The organism is Pseudaeromonas sp. HNCC25DJ180 (genome assembly GCF_055413345.1).
In genome coordinates, this window is record NZ_JBVAYF010000001.1 from 228,477 (window position 1) to 247,833 (window position 19,357).

The window sequence follows — 19,357 nt, forward strand, 5'->3', positions numbered from 1 at the left end:
CCCTTATTCTTCTTCCAGCTCGATGTTGATACCCAGAGAGCGGATTTCCTTCAGCAATACGTTGAAGGACTCGGGCATGCCCGGCTCCATGCGGTGATCGCCGTCCACTATGTTCTTGTACATCTTGGTACGACCGTTTACATCGTCTGACTTGACGGTAAGCATTTCCTGCAGGGTATAGGCTGCACCGTAAGCTTCCAGGGCCCACACTTCCATCTCACCGAAGCGCTGACCACCGAACTGCGCCTTACCACCCAGCGGTTGCTGAGTAACCAGGCTGTAGGAACCAGTAGAACGCGCGTGCATCTTGTCGTCTACCAAGTGGTTCAGCTTCAGCATGTACATGTAGCCAACCGTAACTTGACGCTCGAACGGCATGCCGGTACGACCATCAAACAGGGTGATCTGACCGGATTCCGGCAGATCGGCCAGCTTCAGCATCGCCTTGATTTCGTGCTCTTTGGCACCATCAAAGGCGGGCGTAGCGATAGGCATACCCTTGCGCAGGTTCTCGGCCAGGGTACGAACCGCATCATCAGAGTATGTGGAGAGATCCACCTTCTGACGGCATTCGCCCAGATCGTAAACTTGCTGCAGGAATTCACGCTGCTTGGCCAGATCCTGCTGTTCCTTGATCATACGGTCCAGCTTCTCACCTATGCCCTTGGCCGCGAGGCCCATGTGCACTTCGAGAACCTGACCTATGTTCATCCGGGACGGTACGCCCAGCGGGTTCAGTACGATATCGACTGGACGGCCCTGATCGTCATGAGGCATATCTTCGATCGGACAGATCTTGGAGATAACCCCCTTGTTACCGTGACGACCCGCCATCTTGTCACCCGGCTGGATGCGACGCTTAACCGCCAGGTAAACCTTGACGATCTTCAGCACGCCCGGAGCCAGATCATCGCCCTGGATGATCTTCTGACGCTTGGCTTCGAACTTGCGTTCGAAGTCATCTTTCAGCGCCAGGTGCTGTTCGGCGATCTGTTCCAGTTCGATCTGCTTGGTTTCGTCATCCAGTGCCTGTTCCAGCCACTTAACGCGACCCAGGCTTTCCAGCTTGGCATCGTTGAAACCAGATTGAACCAGCAGGGAACGCGCGCGGCTGTAGATACCATCTTCGAAGATCTTGAACTCTTCAGTCAGATCCTTCTTGGCATCACGCAGCTGCATGTCTTCGATCTCTTTGGCGCGCTTGTCTTTTTCCACGCCATCGCGGGTAAAGACTTGTACGTCAACCACAGTACCGTAGACACCGTTTGGCACACGCAGGGAGGAGTCCTTCACATCGGACGCCTTCTCACCGAAGATGGCACGCAGCAGCTTCTCTTCTGGAGTCAGTTGGGTTTCGCCCTTAGGCGTGACCTTACCAACCAGAATGTCGCCACCCTGCACTTCGGCACCCACGTAGACAATACCGGACTCATCCAGCTTGGAGAGTGCGGCTTCACCCACGTTCGGGATATCAGCGGTGATCTCTTCTGGGCCGAGCTTGGTATCACGTGCGATACAAGCCAGTTCCTGGATGTGAATCGTGGTCAGACGATCTTCTTTCACCACATTTTCGGAAACCAGGATCGAGTCTTCGAAGTTGTAACCGTTCCACGGCATGAAGGCGATACGCAGGTTTTGACCCAGCGCCAGTTCACCCAAGTCAGTGGACGGGCCATCAGCCAGCACGTCACCCGCGACAACCGGTTCACCCGGACGGACACAAGGACGCTGGTTGATACAGGTGTTCTGGTTAGAACGGGTGTACTTGGTCAGGTTATAGATGTCGATACCGGCTTCGCCAGCACTCAGCTCATCTTCATTAACCTTGATGACGATGCGTGAAGCATCGGCATAGTCGACCATACCACCGCGGTTCGCCACCACAGTTACACCGGAGTCAACGGCAACAGCACGTTCCATACCGGTACCTACCAGCGGCTTGTCGGCGCGCAGAGTCGGAACGGCTTGACGTTGCATGTTTGAACCCATGAGCGCCCGGTTGGCGTCATCGTGTTCAAGGAACGGGATCAGTGCCGCAGCGACAGAAACCACCTGCTGCGGGCTCACATCCATATACTGGATCTGATCGGCGTTCATAAAGGTGGATTCACCCTTGTGGCGGCACGGGATCAGCTCATCTTTGAGCTTGCCGTTGTCGTCCACGTTGGCGTTAGCCTGGGCGATCACATAGTTACCTTCCTCAATGGCGGAGAGGTATTCCACATCGTCGGTGATCACACCGTCGGTGACCTTACGATACGGGGTCTCGAGGAAACCGTACTCGTTGGTGCGGGAATAGACCGCCAAGGAGTTGATCAGACCGATGTTCGGACCTTCAGGAGTTTCGATGGGGCACAGACGACCATAGTGAGTCGGGTGTACGTCTCGAACTTCGAAGCCGGCACGTTCACGAGTCAAACCGCCCGGGCCCAGCGCGGAGATACGGCGCTTGTGGGTCACTTCGGAGAGCGGGTTGTTCTGATCCATAAACTGGGACAACTGACTGGAACCGAAGAACTCCTTCACCGCGGCCGAAATCGGCTTGGCGTTGATGAGATCCTGCGGCATGACCGCATCCAGATCGCCCAGGGAGAGACGTTCCTTCACGGCACGCTCGACACGTACCAGACCGACGCGGAACTGGTTCTCGGCCATTTCCCCGACAGAGCGGATACGACGGTTACCCAGGTGGTCGATGTCATCCACTTCATCGTTACCGTTACGGATATCGATGAGCTTCTTGATGACTTCAACTATGTCATCCTTGGTCAGGATGCCCAAGCCAGTCTGCTCTTCACGTTGCAGGCGGCTGTTGAATTTCATCCGGCCTACGGTCGAGAGATCGTAACGATCTTCCGAGAAGAAGAGGTTTTCGAACAGCTGCTCGGCCGCATCGCGTGTAGGCGGCTCGCCAGGACGCATCATGCGGTAGATTTCCACCAGCGCCTCGAGGCGACTATTGGCAGAATCGATGCGCAAGGTTTCGGACATGTAGGCGCCGTGATCCAGTTCATTAGTGAACAGAACCTCGAACCCCTTATGACCGCCTTGTGACATGTTGGCAATCGCTTCCAGGCTCACGGCAGAGTTGGCGGCAACAATCAGTTCACCGCTCTGCAGATTGGCGTAGTCCTTGGAGACAACTTTACCAACCACATACTCAAGCGGTACCTCGATCTGCTGCACACCCACCTTTTCCAGGTGACGGATGTGGCGAGCTGTCACACGGCGACCCTTCTCCACCACGACTTCGTTGTTAACAACGATATCGAAAGTGGCGGTTTCACCGCGCAGACGATCAGGCACCAACTCCATCATGAGCTTGCCTTCTTTGATCTCGAACTTGATGGTTTCGAAGAAGGTATCCAGGATCTCTTGAGTAGTGAAATCCAGTGCCCGCAGTATGATCGAAGCCGGCAGTTTGCGGCGACGGTCAATCCGTACGAACAGGTTATCCTTCGCATCGAACTCGAAGTCGAGCCAGGAGCCACGGTAAGGAATTACGCGAGCATTATAGAGCACCTTCCCGGAGGAGTGCGTCTTGCCCTTGTCGTGATCAAAGAAGACACCCGGGCTGCGATGCAGCTGGGAGACGATGACCCGTTCAGTACCATTCACAATGAAGGTACCGTTGTCTGTCATGAGCGGAATTTCGCCCATGTAGACTTCTTGTTCCTTGATGTCCTTGACAGTACCGGCCGCTGCTTCTTTATCAAACAGCACCAGACGCAACTTAACGCGCAGCGGGGCGGAGTAGGTCACGCCTCGGATTTGGCATTCCTTTACGTCAAATACCGGCTCACCCAGGCGGTAGCTCACATACTGCAGGGCGGCCGTACCAGAATAACTGGTGATCGGGAACACGCTGCGGAAAGCGGCCTCAAGCCCATAAGCCCCTTCCGGGTCGGCTTCGAGGAATTGTTTAAAGGAGTCCAGCTGGATGGACAACAGATAAGGCGTATCCAAAACCTGATCGCGCTTACCGAAGTCCTTACGAATGCGTTTTTTTTCGGTATAGGAGTAAACCATAGGGTTCCTCAGCTCGCTGAAAAGTGACCCACGCTGTCCCCGACGAGGACAGTTTCTTTGTATCAACACCGCTTTGTGACCAGGCATTCACCTGGCGCACTGCTAACGACTGATGGACTAAACGGTGCGGAAATCCCATCAGCTTACAGCGCAAAAGGGCCGGTGAATAAATATTCACCAGCCCTAGCCTGAAAAATTTTCAGGCCGCTAATCTGTAGGGATACAGATTACTTAACTTCAACAGAAGCACCGGCAGCTTCCAGCTCTTTCTTCAGAGCTTCGGCTTCGTCCTTGGAGACGCCTTCCTTGACCGGAGTCGGAGCGGCTTCTACCAGGTCCTTGGCTTCTTTCAGGCCCAGAGCGGTAGCGGCACGAACTGCCTTGATGACGGAAACCTTGTTAGCGCCGACAGCAGTCAGGATAACGTTGAACTCGGTTTGCTCTTCAACGGCTTCAACAACAGCCGGGCCGGCAGCAACAGCAGCGGCAGCAGAAACGCCGAACTTCTCTTCCATAGCGGTGATCAGTTCAACTACGTCCATTACGGACATGGAAGCAACGGCTTCGATGATTTGGTCTTTAGTGATAGACATGACAAAAAGTTCCTGTCGTTTGAAGTTTAATGTAAAAACAATCTGTTACAAGAATTAAGCGGCTTCGGCTTCTTTCTTGTCGCGCAGAGCTGCGATAGTACGAACCAGCTTGCCAGCTGCGGCTTCCTTCATGGTAGCCATCAACTTTGCCAATGCTTCTTCGTAAGTCGGCAGCGTTGCCAGACGATCAATTTTAGCTGCAGGGATGAATTCACCCTGGAACGCACCACCCTTGATGGAGAACTTATCGTTCGCCTTGGCAAACTCTTTGAACAGACGAGCAGCAGCGCCCGGGTGTTCGTTAGAGAAAGCGATCAGGGTCGGACCAACAAATACGTCTTTCATGCATTCGAAGTCGGAACCTTCCACTGCACGAGTCAGCAGAGTGTTACGAACAACGCGCATGTAAACGCCTGCTTCACGAGCAGACTTACGCAGAGTGGTCATCTTGGCTACGGTTACGCCGCGAGAATCGGCGGCAACAGCAGACAGTGCGCCTTTGGCAGCTTCGGTGACTTCAGCGACAATCGCTTTTTTGTCTTCGAGTCCTAATGCCATTGGCTTTAACTCCTGGAGTTTAATCTGGGCGAGCCCAGAACTGACAACAACTCCCTTTGTGAGGGAGAACTCGGTGGCAGAATCCAGAAGAAAGTAAATCTTTCTCGCTGGTGTCCGCGGCACCGTCTACGCAGGGGATTAAGGCTTGCGCCACCTGCGGTCTTGGACGGGAGTCGAGACCCCCAACCAAATAAGGGGCGGAATTTTAACTAAATTTCGCCCCTTTGTAAACGCTCAATTAAGCAGCGCTGGTAACCAGAGTAGATTGATCAACGGCAACACCGGCACCCATAGTGGTGGAGATGCTTACCTTCTTGATGAACTGCCCCTTGGAAGTAGACGGCTTGGCCTTTTTCAGGGCGCTCAGCAGGGCTTCCAGGTTTTGTTGCAGTTGCTCAGTGGTAAAATCAACCTTACCCAGAGTGGTATGGATGATACCGTTCTTGTCGTTACGATAACGAACCTGACCGGCCTTAGCGTTGTTCACGGCTTCGGCAACGTTCGGCGTTACAGTACCAACTTTCGGGTTAGGCATCAGGCCACGTGGGCCGAGGATTTGACCCAGTTGACCAACAACGCGCATTGCATCCGGAGAAGCAATAACGACGTCGAAGTTCATTTCGCCTTTCTTGATCTGTTCAGCCAGATCTTCCATACCGACCAGGTCAGCACCGGCAGCCTTGGCGGCTTCGGCATTGGCACCTTGGGTAAATACGGCAACGCGAACGGTACGGCCGGTGCCGTTAGGCAGTACGGTGGCACCACGAACGTTTTGGTCAGATTTACGAGCATCGATACCCAGGTTAACGGCAACGTCAACGCTTTCAACGAACTTGGCAGTAGCCAGTTCCTTCAGCAGGGTAACGGCTTCGGTGATGCCATACTCTTTGGTACCATCAACCTTTTCACGGATCACGCGCATGCGCTTGGTCAGTTTAGCCATTGTCTTAATCCTCTACTACCAGGCCCATGGAACGGGCAGAACCCGCGATACAGCGAGCCATCGCTTCAAGATCAGCACCGGTCATATCCGATTCCTTGGTCTTGGCGATTTCAAGCAGTTGAGCGTGAGAAACCTTACCCACCTTATCTTTGTGCGGCTTGGCAGAGCCAGCGGTGATACCAGCGGCCTTCTTCAGCAGGAAAGATGCTGGCGGAGTCTTGGTTTCAAAGGTGAAGGAGCGGTCGCTATACACGGTAATAACAACCGGAGTCGGGGCACCCTTCTCCAGTTTTTCTGTACGGGCGTTGAACGCCTTACAGAATTCCATGATGTTAACACCGTGTTGACCCAGAGCCGGACCTACGGGTGGCGATGGGTTTGCGCTGCCAGCCTTAACTTGCAGCTTGATATAAGCTGTGACTTTCTTAGCCATTTATAAATTACCTCAGAATGGGTTCTAGCGCCTCGGACCTCTTTCGAGCTCCTCATCGGCTCCCCAAGAAAAAAGGGGCAGCGAATTATAGAGAGATCCACTACCCCTGACAAGCATACCTGCGTAAAAATCAGGCTTTTTCGACTTGACCGAAATCCAACTCCACGGGAGTGGAACGACCAAAGATGAGTACGGAGACCTTCAGGCGGCTCTTTTCGTAATCCACCTCTTCGACCACACCCTGGAAGTCGGCAAAGGGGCCATCGCTGACACGAACCACTTCACCCGGCTCGAACAGGGTCTTGGGCTTCGGCTTATCGATAGACTCTTGCAGGCGATTCAGAATGGCATCCGCTTCCTTATCAGAGATAGGTGCCGGACGATCCGAGGTGCCGCCGATGAAACCCATCACGCGCGGTACGCTACGCACCAAGTGCCAGGAGGTTTCATCCATCAACATCTGCACCAGCACATAGCCAGGGAAGAATTTGCGTTCACTCTTGCGTTTCTGCCCGGCGCGCATTTCGATCACTTCTTCGGTAGGTACCAGTACCTCACCGAATTTGTCTTCCATGCCGTGCATCTTGATATGTTCTTTGAGGGACTTGGCAACCCGGCCTTCATAACCAGAAAAAGCCTGGACCACGTACCATCTCATGCGTTGCTCACTCATGGTTTAACCCTTAACTCCGGTAATCAAATCCACCAACCAGATGAGAGCCCCATCTAACAGGAACAGGAACAACCCCATGACAGCGACAACAGCAAAGATGATCAAGGTTGTCTGAACGCTCTCCTGGCGGGTTGGCCATACCACCTTACGCACTTCACGCAGGGATTCGCGACTGAACAGGATCAGTGTTTTGCCCTTTTCGGTCTGTAGCGCCACTACGGCTGCCACTACCACAGAACCCACTACGCCGACAATACGGACGAACAGTGCGTGCTCGCTGTAAACATAGTTACCCATGATAGCGGCCGCCAGGATGATGAAAACCAGGCACCACAACAGGGTATCTTTGGCCTTGCTGCCGCCCTGGATCTCAGTATTCACACTCATACAACCTACCTGTTTAAAATGACTCATTTAAAGACGCGAAAGCCCCGCACGCGGCGAGGTAAGCTGGCAGGGGCGGAGGGATTCGAACCCCCAACCATCGGTTTTGGAGACCGCTGTTCTACCAATTGGAACTACGCCCCTGCAAAACAAAGCCCCTATTATAGGGGCTTTGTTGCGTTTGTCAGCCTAGATTACTCGATAACCTTGGCAACAACGCCGGCGCCTACAGTACGACCACCTTCACGGATGGCAAAACGCAGACCTTCGTCCATCGCGATTGGGCAGATCAGAGTTACGACCATCTTGATGTTATCGCCTGGCATAACCATTTCCACGCCTTCTGGCAGCTCGATGGTGCCAGTTACGTCTGTGGTACGGAAGTAGAACTGTGGACGGTAGCCCTTGAAGAATGGGGTATGACGACCGCCTTCTTCCTTGGACAGCACGTACACTTCAGATTCAAACTTGGTGTGCGGGGTGATGGTGTTAGGCTTAGCCAGAACCTGACCACGCTCAACGTCTTCACGCTTGATACCACGCAGCAGAACACCTACGTTCTCACCAGCACGGCCTTCGTCCAGCAGCTTGCGGAACATTTCCACGCCAGTACAGGTGGTCTTGGTGGTTTCTTTGATGCCGATGATGGCAACTTCTTCACCAACCTTGACGATACCGCGCTCAACACGACCGGTCACTACGGTACCACGGCCAGCGATAGAGAATACGTCTTCGATTGGCAGCAGGAACGGCAGGTCGATAGCACGCTCTGGCTCAGGGATGTAAGAATCCAGGGCAGCAGCCAGTTCGATGATCTTGCCTTCCCACGCTGCGTCGCCTTCCAGCGCCTTCAGCGCGGAACCACGGATGATCGGCGTGTCGTCGCCTGGGAAGTTGTACTCGGACAGAAGTTCACGAACTTCCATCTCCACCAGATCCAGCAGCTCTTCGTCATCAACCATGTCGCACTTGTTCAGGAACACGATGATGTACGGAACGCCTACCTGGCGACCCAGCAGGATGTGCTCACGAGTTTGCGGCATTGGGCCGTCAGTCGCAGCAACAACCAGGATAGCGCCGTCCATTTGAGCAGCACCGGTGATCATGTTCTTCACGTAGTCGGCGTGGCCCGGGCAGTCTACGTGTGCGTAGTGACGAGCCGGGGTGTCGTATTCAACGTGAGAGGTGTTGATGGTGATACCACGAGCCTTTTCTTCCGGTGCCTTGTCGATTTGGTCGAAAGCGAAGGCCTTACCGCCGTAAGTCTTGGCCAGCACTGCGGTGATGGCGGCAGTCAGGGTGGTCTTACCGTGGTCAACGTGGCCGATAGTACCTACGTTAACGTGGGGTTTTGTACGTTCAAATTTTTCTTTAGACATGCTCGTCCCTCTAACTATCACGGTTCAGGTGGTGGCTAGTTAACCACGGTTTTTTGCGCGCGCAGTATACAACAAAAAGGCATCAGAGAAGCGGAATAGCAGACACAGCACAGACATTCAGCCTATTTTCCCTCTGGGGAGGCATAGACTATGCGAGTAGCGTTCATCACAAGGATTGGAGCGGGCAGCGGGAATCGAACCCGCGTCATCAGCTTGGAAGGCTGAGGTAATAGCCATTATACGATGCCCGCTTGCTCTCTGACCCAGACTCATAAAGCCAGAAATGGTGGAGGGAGAAGGATTCGAACCTTCGAAGGCAGAGCCGTCAGATTTACAGTCTGATCCCTTTGGCCGCTCGGGAACCCCTCCAGACGTGCGACAACAGTTCGTCACCAGACGACCCACTGTACGAGCACTGGCGCATTCTATGAGATCAAAATGGCCGGAGGCAACACCGCCTCCGCTGTTTTTTTAGCTAAACCACGGGGAAAATAGTAAAAGCCCACGGCTCGACTCGCCCTGTCGCTTGTGACAAATACCCCCTTGGTGTAATGTCCCCCCTGCAAAATGAGGGAGTATTGCATGACAATCGACACTGGCCACTTGTCTCCTTATCTGAGTTTTTCCCGTGAACAGTGGTCCGAACTGCGCGCGGCTGTACCCCTTACCCTGACGGAAGATGATCTGATCCACCTGCGTGGTATCCATGATGAACTCTCGCTGGATGAAGTTCGCGACATCTACCTGCCGCTATCTCGCCTGCTCAACCTCTACGTCAAGGCACGGCAGAGTCGCAGCAAGGTCATTGACCAGTTTCTGGGAACGACCCCTTCCCACCTACCCTATGTGATCAGCATTGCCGGCAGCGTCGCCGTAGGCAAGAGCACCACGGCGCGCATCCTGCAAGCGCTGCTGGATCGCTGGCCAGAACACCCCAAGGTAGAACTCATCACCACAGATGGCTTCCTCTACGCTAACGCCGAGCTGGAAGCCCGGGGCCTGATGAAAAAGAAGGGGTTTCCGCAATCCTATGATATGCGGCGCCTGGTCAACTTCGTCGCCGATATCAAGGCCGGATGTGCGAGTGTCAGTGCCCCCATCTACTCTCACCACATCTACGACATCATCCCCGATGCCGAAAAACGGGTGGAGCAACCGGACATACTGATCATTGAAGGGCTAAATGTCTTACAGAGCGGTATGGATTACCCCCATGACCCGCACCATGTCTTCGTCTCGGACTTCGTGGACTTCTCCATCTATGTAGATGCAGAAGAGTCGCTGCTCAAGAGCTGGTACGTGGAGCGCTTCTTGCGATTCCGCAAAGGCGCCTTTGCCGACCCCAGCTGTTATTTTCACCATTATTCGGCACTCACCGAGGCCGAATCGATCGCCATCGCCAGCAACATCTGGGATGAGATCAACTACCCCAATCTGAAGGCCAACATATTGCCAACCCGCGAACGCGCCAGCCTGGTGTTGACCAAGGGAGCGGCTCACGCCATCGAACAGGTCAAACTGCGCAAGTAACCCGCCTCGTCTTGCCGGGGCTTATTCAGCCCCGCGCAATGAGATCTCGCCCCCCACATAGGTTTGTACCCCAGAGCTGGTTTCCAGCACCAAGCCTCCCTGAACATCAATCCCTCGAGCTACTCCACGAATTTCCTGCTCACCCAATAACAGCCGCACCGGCTTGTCACGATAGACATCCAGACCATTCCAACGCTCGATGAACGGCGCCAAACCATTCTGCTCAAATTCCAACAGGGCCCGGCGCAGATGCAGGATGAGATCTGCCGTCAGTCGATTGCGCGGCACAGGGGCGGGAGTGATGGCCGCGAGTGCCGTCCAGGGCTGAGCAATCTCGGTGGCAAATTGCGCAGGCATAGCCAGGTTCACCCCTATCCCTATCACCACATGACAACTGCCACCGGCAATGGCTGACATCTCGACCAGAATGCCCGCTAGCTTTTGCCCTTGAGCATAGAGATCGTTAGGCCATTTCAACCCCACATCCCGATAACCTGCCGCCTGTAGCGTCTCAGCCAGCGCCACTCCCACCACTAGACTCAAGCCCATGGCCGCAGCCATCCCCTCCTCCAGTCGCCAGTAGAGACTGAGGATGAGCTGGCCGCCAAACGGGGAGACCCAGTGGCGCCCGCGTCGGCCTCGGCCGGCGGTTTGACATTCGGCCAAGAGACACTCACCCTTTTGCCAATCAGCCAAGCGGCTCATCATGTAACGGTTGGTCGAATCAATGACGGCGACGCAATGGATGGGGGCTTCACCAGCGTCTTGTTGTAATAGAGCGGGATCCAGCAGTTCCAAGGGCTGAGCCAGGGCATGTCCCTTACCTGAGACACTGTAAATATCCAGCCCCAGGGCCTTGAGCCCCTTGATCTGTTGGCTCACCGCCGCCCGGCTGATGGCCAGGCGCAAACCTATCTGCTCACCAGAGTGAAACCCACCATCGGCCAGCAACTGCAGCAGGGCCAGTTGCCGCTCGCTCAAGCGCTTCATGCCGTCACCTCAGCCAACTTCACCTCTGCCTGAGCGCCGATGAAGCGCACCTCAGGCTCCAGCTGTACGGCAAACTGCGCCCTGACCTGCTGTTGCACCAGGCGCGCCAGATCCAGGATCTCCTGAGCCGAAGCGCCCCCCAGATTCACCAACACCAGCGCCTGCTGACTATGCACTGCGGCCCGCCCCTGGACATGGCCCTTGAGCCCCGCCTGCTCGATGAGCCAACCGGCAGCCAATTTGACGCGACCATCTGGCTGGGCATAGCGCGGCATGGTGGGATAGCGGGCAGCCAGCGCCTCGGCTTGCTCGGCGCTGACGGTCGGATTCTTGAAGAAACTGCCCGCATTGCCCAGCACCTCAGGTTGCGGCAACTTCTCTAGCCGCAAACGGCAGACAGCGTCAAAGATCTGCTGTGGTGTCGGACTCTCCCCCAACTCCCGCAGGGGGCCATAGCCCACCACCGGCTGCCACAGCTTAGGCAAGCAAAGACCCACGGCCGTGATGATATGACTCTGTTGCCACTTGCCTTTGAAGTGGCTATCCCGATAACCGAAACCGCACTCGGCGGCGGGGATCCGCTCCAGCCGGGCCTCGAATAGGTTCCAAGCCTCTACGTAGTCACAGTAACGACAGAACTCGACCCCATAGGCTCCTATGTTTTGCACCGGTGCCGCCCCCACAGCCCCAGGGATCAGCGCCATGTTTTCCAGTCCAGCCATGCCCTGGGCCAAGCTCCAGGTTACCAATTCATGCCAGTTTTCCCCGGCGGCCACCTGCAGATGCCAGTGCGTTTCATCTTCTCGCACCTCAATGCCTCGCAGGCGGTTGAGCAACACCAATCCCTCAAAGTCACACGTAAAAAGCACGTTGCTACCGCCACCCAGGACCAGACGCGGCATGACCAACCATCGTGGCTCCACCAACAGGGCCTGCAGCTCGGCCAAGGAGGTGAAGGGGAAACCCCAGGCCGCATGGGCCTGCATGCCAAAGCTATTACAAGGCGAGAGATCAAATTGCGCGGTTGGGGTCATAGGGGCTCCTCATCAAGACGGGGCAAAGTGTACCCTATTCCCTACGTTGACCCAACGCCGAGGCATCGCGGCTCAGGCGCCGTCCCCCTGTCACTCCTGAGGTGCTTGGGTTTTGCGGCGGCCTCGCCCAGATGGTGCAGCTGTGCCTGTTGTTCCCCTGGCTGAGCGGCTACTCCTAACCGAAGGCCGCCGCTCACCCGCAGCGCTCTTATTGCCAGCCGCCTTATGACCTCTTGCCATCTTGCCCTTGCCACTACGCACAGTGGCCGCTGGCAAGGCTGCCAACAGGGAGGAGAGTCGGGAGTGGCTCTCTTTGGCCTCGCCTATTAGCTGCCCCAACTCCTGTTGCAACGGCTGCATAAAGCCCAGATAGGGCAACTCCCGCTGCTCTATGCTGTTAAGCGCCCGCTCCCAACGCGCCGTCATATCAGGCAGGGAAGCACTCATAGGCAAGGCCTGGATCAGCGCCTGTCCTGTGATCGTCGCCCGGATACTCTTGCCTTGGCGGCTCAAAAAGTTGCGCTTGAAGAGCAGCTCCAGGATCCCGGCCCGGGTCGCCTCGGTCCCCAGACCATCGGTATCGCGAAGGATGCGCTTTAACTCACCATCCTGCACATAGCGGGCAATCCCCGTCATGGCGGCCAGCAGGGTGGCGTCCGTAAACGGCTTGGGAGGCTGAGTCTGCTTTTCCACTAGCTCGCCACGCTGGCACTGCAGGGGCTGCCCCTTCTCCAGCGACGGCAACTGAGCACTCGGCTCTTCGTCGCCCTCTTGGGGCTGACGCTGTGGTAGCAACCCACGCCACCCCAGCACCAACACCTGCCGCCCCTTGGCCAAAAAGCGGCCACCGGCTATCTCGATTTCGGTCCGGGTATCCCGGCTCTGTAGGGCAGGATAGAACTGCATCAAATACTGCCTGGCAATCAAAGCGTAGAGCGCCAGCTCCTCACGGCTTAAGCTCTCGGCCTTACTCTGACGCTCTGTGGGTATGATGGCATGATGGGCCGTCACCTTGGCGTCATTCCAGGCTTGGGAGCGCAAGCTCATATCGCAACCGGTCGCGGCGGCGGCGAGATCAGGCTGTACGCTGGCGATGGCCTGGATGACAGCGCCGGCGCGCCCCAAATGCTCCGCGGGTAGGTAACGGGAATCAGAGCGAGGGTAGGTGATGAGTTTATGCCGCTCATACAGCACCTGGCAGAGATCCAAGACCCGCTGCGGGGTCAGGCTAAGCTGGCGGGAGGCATCTATCTGCAAGGCTGAGAGGTTATAGGGTAAAGGCGGCGCCTGCTTGTTCAGCTTGCTCTCGCAACCCAGCACCCGGCCCGCTTGCCCCGAGATGCGATCCACGACTTTCTGCGCCAAAGGGCGAGAGAGCACCCACCCCTCCTCATCCTGCCAGGGCTGACAGGCCTCCGAAGGGAGCCAGAGCGCGGTAAAAGCGGCACCGGCCTCCGTCAGCAGATGGGCTTTAACCTCGAAGAAGGGTTTACTGACAAAGGCGGCGATCTCGGCATCCCGTCGCACCACCAGCCCCAATACAGGCGTCTGCACCCGCCCCACCGAGAGCAGGGCCTGGCTGCCGCTGTCACGGGCCAGCAGGGTATAGGCGCGGGTCATATTGATACCATAGAGCCAATCGGCACGAGAGCGAGCCAGGGCCGAGGTGCTCAAGGGCAGAAACTCCCGGTTGCTGCGCAGAGACTCCAGGGCCCGGCGTACCGCGGGAGGGTTGAGATCGCTGATCAGACAACGCAGCATGATATCGCGCTTGGGTTTGGCCACCTTGAGGTAGGAGATCACCTCATCCACCAGCAGCTGCCCTTCCCGGTCGGGATCGCCAGCATGAACTATCTCATCAGCCTGCGATACCCAGCGTTTGAGTACACTCAACTGGGCACGACTGGCGGCTCGCGGATTCAGCTGCCACTGTTCCGGAATGATAGGCAGGGTCGGCCACTGCCAGGATTTGAAGCGAGCATCATACTGCTCAGGCTCAGCCTGCTCCAGCAGGTGGCCGATACACCAACTCACCACATCGCCATTGCCCGCACGGATAAAGCCCTCGCCTTTCTCATGGGGGCGCGGCAACACCTCGGCTATGGCTCGCCCCAGACTGGGTTTTTCGGCAATATAGAGACGCATGATCAGGCTCGGCTGGGTTTATCTGTATATAAAAACAGTATCAACCATAGACAGCCATTTGCCAAGCCAACGGAGTCAACTCATCAGTGGTAGTCACCCTCGATGAGAAAATCATCCAGCATTTCCACCAACTCGCCCCACTGCTCCACCGGTACGGGCGCATCAGGATCATCTTCATCCCCTTGCTGCTGCCAATAAAAATGGCGTAAGGCCCGTGCAAATGTCTCATGTCCTGCCGCCAGCTCAGAGAGGGGACCAAACCAGAGGATGTGCCGCAAATCCACCGATAGCTCATTGAGCTCTTCCACCAGCTGCTGATCATCGCCACAGCTTTCGACCAGATCGGTGAAACGCTCCCGGGCCGCTTCGCACTGCTCCTCATCCAGCTCACCGGTATCGGCCAGCAAATCCACATAATCGCTGAGCAGGTAATCCAGCACTTCATCTCGATCATTAAACCAGAGCCACTGATTGCCCTTGCTGCTCAGTACCGAGCCACCAAATGAATCATCGGCATGGCCTAACGCCCACAGGTCTTCCATTTGTCCACTCCCTCATCATGAAAAGCGCACACCCAAGCTCGGGTCGATAACCCGAGCTCATGAGAAAACGTTAACGAGGATAGACAATCGGCGGCGAAAAAACGAGATAAAAGAGGATCTTGAACTAGGAGAAGGCTCGCGCCAGATTGCTGACCAGAAATAACAACAGATAAGCCAAAAAAGGTGGTAAAAACAGATAACTCGACATGATACACCTCGGAATTACGTTCGATTACCTCTTAACTATCTATGCTGGTAGCGATAAATGCCAGCCAGGCTCAGGGGAAAAGAGAGAGGCTGTGAGCCAGGCTACGATTATCCGCGGCAATCAGGCGAACCAACCAGACTGGATCGGCGCCTCATGGCACCACCTGACGGGAAATAGGGTTATGCAAGGAGATCAACGTCTCGGTGGACTGGATCTCCTCTATGGCCTGGATCCGGTCGGTTAGCAGCGTGTGCAGTTCATCTATGGAGCGGGTCATCACCTTGATGAAGATGTTGTAGTGGCCCGTGGTGTAGTAAGCCTCCACCACCTCATCCAGCAGGGTAAGACGGGCCAGGGCGGCACTGTAATCACGGGCACTCTTGAGATTGATACCGATGAAGCAACAGACATCGTAACCCAACTGCCTGGCGCTGACCGTGGCCTGAGTGCCGGTGATGATGCCCGCTTGCCGCAGTTTCTCCACTCGCACATGAATAGTCGCCGGACTGACGGCCAGCCGTTTGGCTAACTCGGCATAGGCAATGCGGGCATCCTGCTGCAGGGCCGAGATAATGCTGCGGTCCAGATTATCGATTCGATGAATATCACCCATTCTGATAGCCTATTTTTAGATAAAACATCAATTTTTGCCGATTTTGTTAAACAAAAAAATGCATTCCTGGTTTTTAATGTATTGAATATTGATCTAAAAGACCAGAATGGTGATGATATGCCTCGTTAGGTTGTTTCAGCATGTTGTTCCGGAGTCACGCCCGCTGAACCTCTTCTCTGGCTACAAGAGCCGGCCGCTGAAGAGAGACTGGATCACCTGGGGTCATCGGCTCTACCCACGTTAGATGACTCTTCATTCCTCATTTTATTGGCCGGTTTTCCGGCCTTTTTCTTTTTCTGCGCCACAAGTTGGCGAATTGCACGGACAAAAAAGCCCCGCACTGGGCGAGGCTCTTCGACTATGCGAACTCTTATTCGCCGTGAAGCCGTTCGATCTGGCCACCCAGACCCCGCAGCTTGCCTTCGATATCTTCATAGCCCCGATCGATATGGTAAATACGGTCGACTATAGTCGTGCCATGGGCCACGAAGCCGGCCAAGACCAGGCTGGCAGAAGCGCGCAAGTCGGTGGCCATCACCTGGGCACCGCTCAGGTGCTCGGTGTCGCGACAGACAGCGGTATTGCCCTGCAGCTCCACGTCGGCCCCCATCCGGACTAACTCGGGAACGTGCATGAAACGGTTCTCGAATATGGTCTCGGTGACCATGCCTGTCCCCTTGGCGACCGCATTCAACACGGTGAACTGGGCCTGCATGTCGGTGGGAAAGGCCGGGTAAGGCGCGGTCGTGATATTAACTGGCTTGAGCGTACGACCGCGCATGTCCAGTTTGATCCAGTTGCTGCCCTTTTCGATCAAGGCGCCGGCATCTTCCAGCTTGACCAGCACCGCCTCCAGCAGGGAGGGATCGGTATCATGGCAGGTGATACACCCACCCGAGATAGCCGCGCCAACCAGGAAGGTACCGGTCTCGATACGATCCGGTTGCACCCGATACTCACCACCATGGAGCTTTTCGACGCCATCAATGGTGAGCGTGTCGGTACCGACACCCTGGATCTTGGCACCCAGCGCGATGAGGAAGTTGGCCAGATCGACCACCTCAGGCTCCCGCGCCGCATTTTCGATCACGGTGCGACCCTCGGCCAGTACGGCCGCCATCATCAGGTTTTCGGTACCGGTCACCGACACCATATCCATCAGGATATGTGCGCCCTTGAGACGTCCCTCGACCCGAGCCTTGATGTAGCCCTCTTCCACCACTATCTTGGCGCCCATCTGCTCCAGACCATGGATATGCAGATTGACCGGGCGCGCGCCGATGGCGCAACCACCCGGTAAGGACACATCGGCCATGCCAAAGCGAGCGGTGAGCGGACCCAGCGCCAGGATGGAGGCGCGCATGGTCTTCACCAGTTCATAGGGGGCTATGTGGTGATTGACCGCGCCGGCCAGCACTGTGACGTTACCGTTGGTTTTAACGGTGGCACCGAGAATTTCCAACAGCTTGAGCGTGGTCGCCACATCCTTAAGACGGGGAACATTGGAGAGATGGATCTCTTCATCACACAACAAACTGGCGAACAGGATTGGTAGCGCCGCATTCTTGGCGCCAGAAATGGTCACATCACCCTGCAGGGTGCAACCACCAGTAATTTTGAATTTGTCCATGAAACCCGTTCCCTCAAGAGGGCAAGATAAATTTCTTTTCGCGCTTCCACTCATCGGGAGTGAAAGCCTTGATGCTCAATGCATGGATGGCATTGGAGGCAATGTGCTCCATCAGGGGGGCATAGACGGTTTGCTGCTTCTTGACCCGGCTCATGCCGTCAAACAGCGCACCGACCACAATCACTTGGAAGTGACTGCCATCATCACCCTTGGCGTAGATCTCATCCAGCGGCAAGGCGGCCCGCAGGATACTCTCAATCTCAGTTGGTTGCATCTTTTCTCATCTCGGAAAATGAAGTGGCTTCCAGTTCAAACAGACCATCAACCCCATACAGGGTGAGCAACCGTTGCAACTGTTGCGGAACCCCCAGCAGACGCAGGCGCCCACCCAGCTGCTGCTGGGCCTTGGCCCACTTGACCAGAAACGCCAAGCCGGCTGAATCCACCGAGCTGACCTCATGGAGCATGAGCTCTGGCTCAGCAAACAGCGCCTCGCGCTCCAGCCACCAGAGCGTTACCTGCCGGGTATCGATGGCACCCTGGAGGATCATGACTTCTTCGCCCCGGTGAGGGGTTTTTTGTTGTGTTCCTCCAGCATCTGGCTGACGGCATCAATCCCCTTGTCGCGGATCATGCCACCCAGTTCGGACTGCTTGGAGGCGAGCAGGCTAACATTCTCGGCCACCATGTCAAAGGCCTTCCATTCACCGGTTTTGCTATTTTGCCGCAGCTTGAAGACCACGCTGATGTCGGGTTTACCCGGGGTAGTCACGGCCACATTCACGGAAACAATCTTGTCGCCATTGAGCGGCTTGGCCGGCTCTACCTTGATGGTCTGATTGTCATACTTGGCCAGCGCATCGGCATAAGTGGCAATTATGTAATCGGTGAAGGCGGCGGTGAAACGATCACGCTGCTCTGGCGTCGTCTCCTTGATATTGCTGCCAATCACCTTGAAGGAGGCAAATTTATTATCCACATAGGGCATCAGCTCTTCGCGGATGACTTGGCGCAGGTAGTCCGGTTCGGCGCGGATGCGCGCCTGGTCCTTATTCAGACGGCCGAAGGTCTTATTGGCCGCCTCGGTGACCAGGGCATAAGGATCGGCTGGGTAAGCCGCAGCCTGGCAACCCATGACCAGGGTCAACAACAGGGAGCAAACCGATAACATCTTTTTCAGCATGGAGCGCTACCTCATTTATTACTTTGGCTATAGAGGAACTTGCCGATCAAGTCCTCCAATACGAGTGCGGACTTAGTGTCTTCAATCCGGTCACCGGATTTCAGAATAGTCGTCCCCATCTCTTCATCCATAAACCCAGGCGTCAGCCCCACATACTGCTCCCCCAGCAACCCTGACGTAAGAATCGAGGCGGTAGAGGTACTGGCCAGTTGGTCGTAACGCTTCTGCACCTGCAGTTGCACCACAGGCGCAAAATTTTTCGTATCCAGGCTGATGTCCGCCACCCGGCCCACCACCACGCCACCGATCTTCACCGGTGAGCGCACCTTGAGACCCCCTATGTTATCGAATCGGGCATAGAGGGTGTAGCTATCGCTCTGGGCCTCAAAGGTAAATCCAGCCACCTTGAAGGCCAGCAATATACCCGCCAGGACACCCGCCAACATGAAGCAACCGACGGTGAACTCTACTTTGCTGAATTTCATTCTTT

The 19,357-nt window shown here is 55.7% G+C and carries 19 protein-coding genes and 3 tRNA genes; 1 reads left to right on the forward strand and 21 read right to left on the reverse strand.

The window, feature by feature from the left end; genetic code table 11:
* Nucleotides 1-3 precede the first annotated feature (3 nt).
* From rpoB to ACZYTD_RS01095, 11 genes are all read right to left on the reverse strand, one after another.
* On the reverse strand, nucleotides 4-4,029 hold the full coding sequence (rpoB, locus tag ACZYTD_RS01045) for a DNA-directed RNA polymerase subunit beta (RefSeq protein WP_463888014.1): 4,026 nt from the start codon (nucleotides 4,027-4,029) through the stop codon (nucleotides 4-6).
* 227 nt (nucleotides 4,030-4,256) lie between these two features.
* Nucleotides 4,257-4,622, reverse strand: coding sequence for a 50S ribosomal protein L7/L12 (gene rplL, locus ACZYTD_RS01050; protein ID WP_463888017.1), 366 nt, complete (start codon nucleotides 4,620-4,622; stop codon nucleotides 4,257-4,259).
* A 54-nt stretch (nucleotides 4,623-4,676) separates the two neighbouring features.
* On the reverse strand, nucleotides 4,677-5,180 hold the full coding sequence (gene rplJ / locus ACZYTD_RS01055) for a 50S ribosomal protein L10 (protein WP_463888020.1): 504 nt from the start codon (nucleotides 5,178-5,180) through the stop codon (nucleotides 4,677-4,679).
* 238 nt (nucleotides 5,181-5,418) lie between these two features.
* On the reverse strand, nucleotides 5,419-6,123 hold the full coding sequence (gene rplA, locus ACZYTD_RS01060; protein WP_463888023.1) for a 50S ribosomal protein L1: 705 nt from the start codon (nucleotides 6,121-6,123) through the stop codon (nucleotides 5,419-5,421).
* A 4-nt stretch (nucleotides 6,124-6,127) separates the two neighbouring features.
* The gene (gene rplK / locus ACZYTD_RS01065; protein WP_463888025.1) at nucleotides 6,128-6,556 is read right to left on the reverse strand and encodes a 50S ribosomal protein L11; all 429 of its coding nucleotides are present in this window, start codon (nucleotides 6,554-6,556) and stop codon (nucleotides 6,128-6,130) included.
* A gap of 130 nt (nucleotides 6,557-6,686) precedes the next feature.
* Nucleotides 6,687-7,229 carry a transcription termination/antitermination protein NusG gene (gene nusG, locus ACZYTD_RS01070; protein ID WP_463888028.1) on the reverse strand — a complete coding sequence of 181 codons (543 nt, stop codon included), beginning with the start codon at nucleotides 7,227-7,229 and terminating at the stop codon, nucleotides 6,687-6,689.
* A 3-nt stretch (nucleotides 7,230-7,232) separates the two neighbouring features.
* Complete coding sequence (gene secE / locus ACZYTD_RS01075) at nucleotides 7,233-7,616, reverse strand: preprotein translocase subunit SecE (RefSeq protein ID WP_463888030.1); 384 nt, start codon at nucleotides 7,614-7,616, stop codon at nucleotides 7,233-7,235.
* A gap of 64 nt (nucleotides 7,617-7,680) precedes the next feature.
* Nucleotides 7,681-7,757, reverse strand: a tRNA-Trp gene (locus ACZYTD_RS01080).
* Nucleotides 7,758-7,807: 50 nt separating this feature from the next.
* Nucleotides 7,808-8,992, reverse strand: a complete 1,185-nt coding sequence (tuf, locus tag ACZYTD_RS01085) for an elongation factor Tu (protein ID WP_463887994.1) — start codon at nucleotides 8,990-8,992, stop codon at nucleotides 7,808-7,810.
* Between the two features lie 176 nt (nucleotides 8,993-9,168).
* Nucleotides 9,169-9,243: transfer RNA gene (locus ACZYTD_RS01090), tRNA-Gly, on the reverse strand.
* 33 nt (nucleotides 9,244-9,276) lie between these two features.
* Nucleotides 9,277-9,361 (reverse strand) — tRNA-Tyr (locus tag ACZYTD_RS01095).
* A 213-nt stretch (nucleotides 9,362-9,574) separates the two neighbouring features.
* Between ACZYTD_RS01095 and coaA the strand changes: the two genes are divergently transcribed.
* The gene (gene coaA, locus ACZYTD_RS01100; protein WP_463888032.1) at nucleotides 9,575-10,522 is read left to right on the forward strand and encodes a type I pantothenate kinase; all 948 of its coding nucleotides are present in this window, start codon (nucleotides 9,575-9,577) and stop codon (nucleotides 10,520-10,522) included.
* Nucleotides 10,523-10,543: 21 nt separating this feature from the next.
* Here the strand turns inward: coaA and birA are convergent, their stop codons facing one another.
* From birA to mlaD, 10 genes are all read right to left on the reverse strand, one after another.
* Nucleotides 10,544-11,512 (reverse strand): bifunctional biotin--[acetyl-CoA-carboxylase] ligase/biotin operon repressor BirA, encoded by a 969-nt coding sequence (gene birA, locus ACZYTD_RS01105; RefSeq protein ID WP_463888035.1) that lies wholly within the window; start codon nucleotides 11,510-11,512, stop codon nucleotides 10,544-10,546.
* Entirely contained in the window at nucleotides 11,509-12,546 is a 1,038-nt protein-coding gene (gene murB, locus ACZYTD_RS01110; RefSeq protein WP_463888038.1) for a UDP-N-acetylmuramate dehydrogenase, read from the reverse strand. The genes birA and murB overlap by 4 nt, the downstream gene beginning before the upstream one ends.
* Before the next feature lie 90 nt (nucleotides 12,547-12,636).
* Nucleotides 12,637-14,691 (reverse strand): DNA topoisomerase III, encoded by a 2,055-nt coding sequence (locus ACZYTD_RS01115; protein ID WP_463888041.1) that lies wholly within the window; start codon nucleotides 14,689-14,691, stop codon nucleotides 12,637-12,639.
* Between the two features lie 83 nt (nucleotides 14,692-14,774).
* Complete coding sequence (locus tag ACZYTD_RS01120) at nucleotides 14,775-15,233, reverse strand: hypothetical protein (protein ID WP_463888044.1); 459 nt, start codon at nucleotides 15,231-15,233, stop codon at nucleotides 14,775-14,777.
* Between the two features lie 359 nt (nucleotides 15,234-15,592).
* Nucleotides 15,593-16,054 (reverse strand): transcriptional regulator AsnC, encoded by a 462-nt coding sequence (gene asnC, locus ACZYTD_RS01125; RefSeq protein ID WP_463888046.1) that lies wholly within the window; start codon nucleotides 16,052-16,054, stop codon nucleotides 15,593-15,595.
* Nucleotides 16,055-16,424: 370 nt separating this feature from the next.
* Nucleotides 16,425-17,684: a UDP-N-acetylglucosamine 1-carboxyvinyltransferase gene (gene murA / locus ACZYTD_RS01130; protein ID WP_463888048.1), complete on the reverse strand. Its 1,260-nt coding sequence runs from the start codon at nucleotides 17,682-17,684 to the stop codon at nucleotides 16,425-16,427.
* A 13-nt stretch (nucleotides 17,685-17,697) separates the two neighbouring features.
* Nucleotides 17,698-17,958, reverse strand: a complete 261-nt coding sequence (gene ibaG, locus ACZYTD_RS01135; protein ID WP_463888050.1) for a BolA family iron metabolism protein IbaG — start codon at nucleotides 17,956-17,958, stop codon at nucleotides 17,698-17,700.
* Entirely contained in the window at nucleotides 17,945-18,235 is a 291-nt protein-coding gene (locus ACZYTD_RS01140; protein WP_463888053.1) for an STAS domain-containing protein, read from the reverse strand. Before ACZYTD_RS01140 ends, ibaG begins: the two co-directional genes overlap by 14 nt.
* Nucleotides 18,232-18,867: a phospholipid-binding protein MlaC gene (gene mlaC / locus ACZYTD_RS01145; protein ID WP_463888055.1), complete on the reverse strand. Its 636-nt coding sequence runs from the start codon at nucleotides 18,865-18,867 to the stop codon at nucleotides 18,232-18,234. The genes ACZYTD_RS01140 and mlaC overlap by 4 nt, the downstream gene beginning before the upstream one ends.
* 11 nt (nucleotides 18,868-18,878) lie before the next feature.
* Nucleotides 18,879-19,352: an outer membrane lipid asymmetry maintenance protein MlaD gene (gene mlaD, locus ACZYTD_RS01150; RefSeq protein ID WP_463888058.1), complete on the reverse strand. Its 474-nt coding sequence runs from the start codon at nucleotides 19,350-19,352 to the stop codon at nucleotides 18,879-18,881.
* Between the last annotated feature and the right edge of the window lie 5 nt (nucleotides 19,353-19,357).

What these genes read in the sequence shown, in the direction of transcription:
- rpoB (WP_463888014.1), bottom strand. Translation starts at nt 4,029, where the DNA reads ATGGTTTACTCCTATACCGAAAAAAAACGCATTCGTAAGGACTTCGGT.
- rplL (WP_463888017.1), bottom strand. Translation starts at nt 4,622, where the DNA reads ATGTCTATCACTAAAGACCAAATCATCGAAGCCGTTGCTTCCATGTCC.
- rplJ (WP_463888020.1), bottom strand. Translation starts at nt 5,180, where the DNA reads ATGGCATTAGGACTCGAAGACAAAAAAGCGATTGTCGCTGAAGTCACC.
- rplA (WP_463888023.1), bottom strand. Translation starts at nt 6,123, where the DNA reads ATGGCTAAACTGACCAAGCGCATGCGCGTGATCCGTGAAAAGGTTGAT.
- rplK (WP_463888025.1), bottom strand. Translation starts at nt 6,556, where the DNA reads ATGGCTAAGAAAGTCACAGCTTATATCAAGCTGCAAGTTAAGGCTGGC.
- nusG (WP_463888028.1), bottom strand. Translation starts at nt 7,229, where the DNA reads ATGAGTGAGCAACGCATGAGATGGTACGTGGTCCAGGCTTTTTCTGGT.
- secE (WP_463888030.1), bottom strand. Translation starts at nt 7,616, where the DNA reads ATGAGTGTGAATACTGAGATCCAGGGCGGCAGCAAGGCCAAAGATACC.
- tuf (WP_463887994.1), bottom strand. Translation starts at nt 8,992, where the DNA reads ATGTCTAAAGAAAAATTTGAACGTACAAAACCCCACGTTAACGTAGGT.
- coaA (WP_463888032.1), top strand. Translation starts at nt 9,575, where the DNA reads ATGACAATCGACACTGGCCACTTGTCTCCTTATCTGAGTTTTTCCCGT.
- birA (WP_463888035.1), bottom strand. Translation starts at nt 11,512, where the DNA reads ATGAAGCGCTTGAGCGAGCGGCAACTGGCCCTGCTGCAGTTGCTGGCC.
- murB (WP_463888038.1), bottom strand. Translation starts at nt 12,546, where the DNA reads ATGACCCCAACCGCGCAATTTGATCTCTCGCCTTGTAATAGCTTTGGC.
- ACZYTD_RS01115 (WP_463888041.1), bottom strand. Translation starts at nt 14,691, where the DNA reads ATGCGTCTCTATATTGCCGAAAAACCCAGTCTGGGGCGAGCCATAGCC.
- ACZYTD_RS01120 (WP_463888044.1), bottom strand. Translation starts at nt 15,233, where the DNA reads ATGGAAGACCTGTGGGCGTTAGGCCATGCCGATGATTCATTTGGTGGC.
- asnC (WP_463888046.1), bottom strand. Translation starts at nt 16,054, where the DNA reads ATGGGTGATATTCATCGAATCGATAATCTGGACCGCAGCATTATCTCG.
- murA (WP_463888048.1), bottom strand. Translation starts at nt 17,684, where the DNA reads ATGGACAAATTCAAAATTACTGGTGGTTGCACCCTGCAGGGTGATGTG.
- ibaG (WP_463888050.1), bottom strand. Translation starts at nt 17,958, where the DNA reads ATGCAACCAACTGAGATTGAGAGTATCCTGCGGGCCGCCTTGCCGCTG.
- ACZYTD_RS01140 (WP_463888053.1), bottom strand. Translation starts at nt 18,235, where the DNA reads ATGATCCTCCAGGGTGCCATCGATACCCGGCAGGTAACGCTCTGGTGG.
- mlaC (WP_463888055.1), bottom strand. Translation starts at nt 18,867, where the DNA reads ATGCTGAAAAAGATGTTATCGGTTTGCTCCCTGTTGTTGACCCTGGTC.
- mlaD (WP_463888058.1), bottom strand. Translation starts at nt 19,352, where the DNA reads ATGAAATTCAGCAAAGTAGAGTTCACCGTCGGTTGCTTCATGTTGGCG.